1 protein-coding gene and 1 other annotated feature are annotated in these 1,319 nt (G+C 63.0%); the gene reads right to left on the reverse strand.

What is annotated here, in order from left to right; all coding sequences use genetic code 11:
- Positions 1-34 precede the first annotated feature (34 nt).
- Positions 35-1,269, reverse strand: a protein-coding gene (locus ACFQNJ_RS19300; RefSeq protein ID WP_382260374.1) for an IS3 family transposase whose coding sequence is annotated in 2 segments (ribosomal slippage) — positions 35-981 and positions 981-1,269 — 1,236 coding nt in all. Because the reading frame shifts where the segments join, the coding sequence is not laid out codon by codon here.
- Positions 875-991, reverse strand: a sequence feature (AL1L pseudoknot). It overlaps the preceding gene by 117 nt.
- Positions 1,270-1,319: the final 50 nt, after the last annotated feature.

A 1,319-nucleotide genomic window follows, 5' to 3' on the forward strand; every position in this document is an offset into this window, starting at 1 on the left:
TGAACCGCCCCGGGTTTCCAGGAGGCCGGTTGATTTAAGTTGACACCTCTGTTGAGGTGTTGCTGTTGGCGAATTGCCTCCAGTAGTTTGCCTCAGCTTCTGCCGGAGGGATGCCCCCAATCGGCGTAAGCAGTCGGGTGTGGTTGAACCAGTGCACCCACTGCAGGGTGGCCAGTTCCACGGATTCCCTGGTCTTCCAGGGTCCCCGGCGGTGAATCAGCTCGGCCTTGTACAGCCCGTTAATGGTCTCGGCCAGGGCGTTGTCGTAGCTGTCACCCCGGCTGCCCACAGAAGGTCTGATGCCTGCCTGGTCCAAGCGCTCGGTGTAGCGGATGGAAACGTATTGACTGCCCCTGTCGGAATGGTGCGTCAAGGCATGGGCTGCAGGCTGGCGGTCGTACAAGGCCTGCTCCAGCGCATCCAGCACAAAGTCCGTCTGCATGCTGCGGCTGACCCGCCAGCCCACGATGCGCCGGGCATACACGTCCACCACGAAGGCCACGTACAGCCAGCCTTGCCAGGTGGAGACGTAGGTGAAGTCCGACACCCACAGCTCGTTGGGGCGGCTGGCCTCGAATTGCCGGTTGACGTGGTCCAGCGGGCACGGTGCGGAGGTGTCTGGCGTGGTGGTGCGCACCGTCTTGCCACGGCGGGCCCCTTGCAAGCCCATGGCACGCATCAGCCGCTCCACGGTACAACGTGCCACCGGGATGCCCTCGCGGTTCATCTGCAGCCAGACCTTGTCAGCCCCGTAGACCTGCCAGTTGGCGTGCCACACGCGCTGGATGTCGGCTTTCAAACCCTCGTCACGCTGGGCGCGTGCACTGCGCAATTGGGGGTTGCGTTGGCGGGCTGCATGACGCCAGTAACACGACGGGGCCATCTGCAACACCCGGCAGATGGGCTCGACCCCGTAGTCATCACGGTGGCGGTCGATGTAGCTCTTCAAGACTTCAATCGGCGGTCGAGCTCCGCCTGCGCGAAAAACGCGCTGGCCGTCTTCAGGATGTCGTTGGCCCGGCGAAGCTCCTTGACCTCGCGCTCCAGTTCCTTGATGCGTTGCGCATCCGAAGTGGTGGTACCGACACGCAGGCCGCTGTCGACCTCGGCCTTCTTGACCCATTCGTTGAGGGTCTGCGGCACACAGCCAATCTTGGGGGCTATCGACTCAATGGCTGACCACAGCGAGGGGTAGTCGCCTCGGTGCTCCTGCACCATGCGCACGGCGCGCTCGCGGACCTCGGGTGAGAACTTGTTTGACTTTGTCATGGCTCCATATTCTCAGACGTTGGAGCCTCCTCAATTCCCGGGGCGGTTCA

This window comes from Hydrogenophaga bisanensis (assembly GCF_042665135.1).
Lineage (GTDB): Bacteria > Pseudomonadota > Gammaproteobacteria > Burkholderiales > Burkholderiaceae_C > Hydrogenophaga > Hydrogenophaga bisanensis.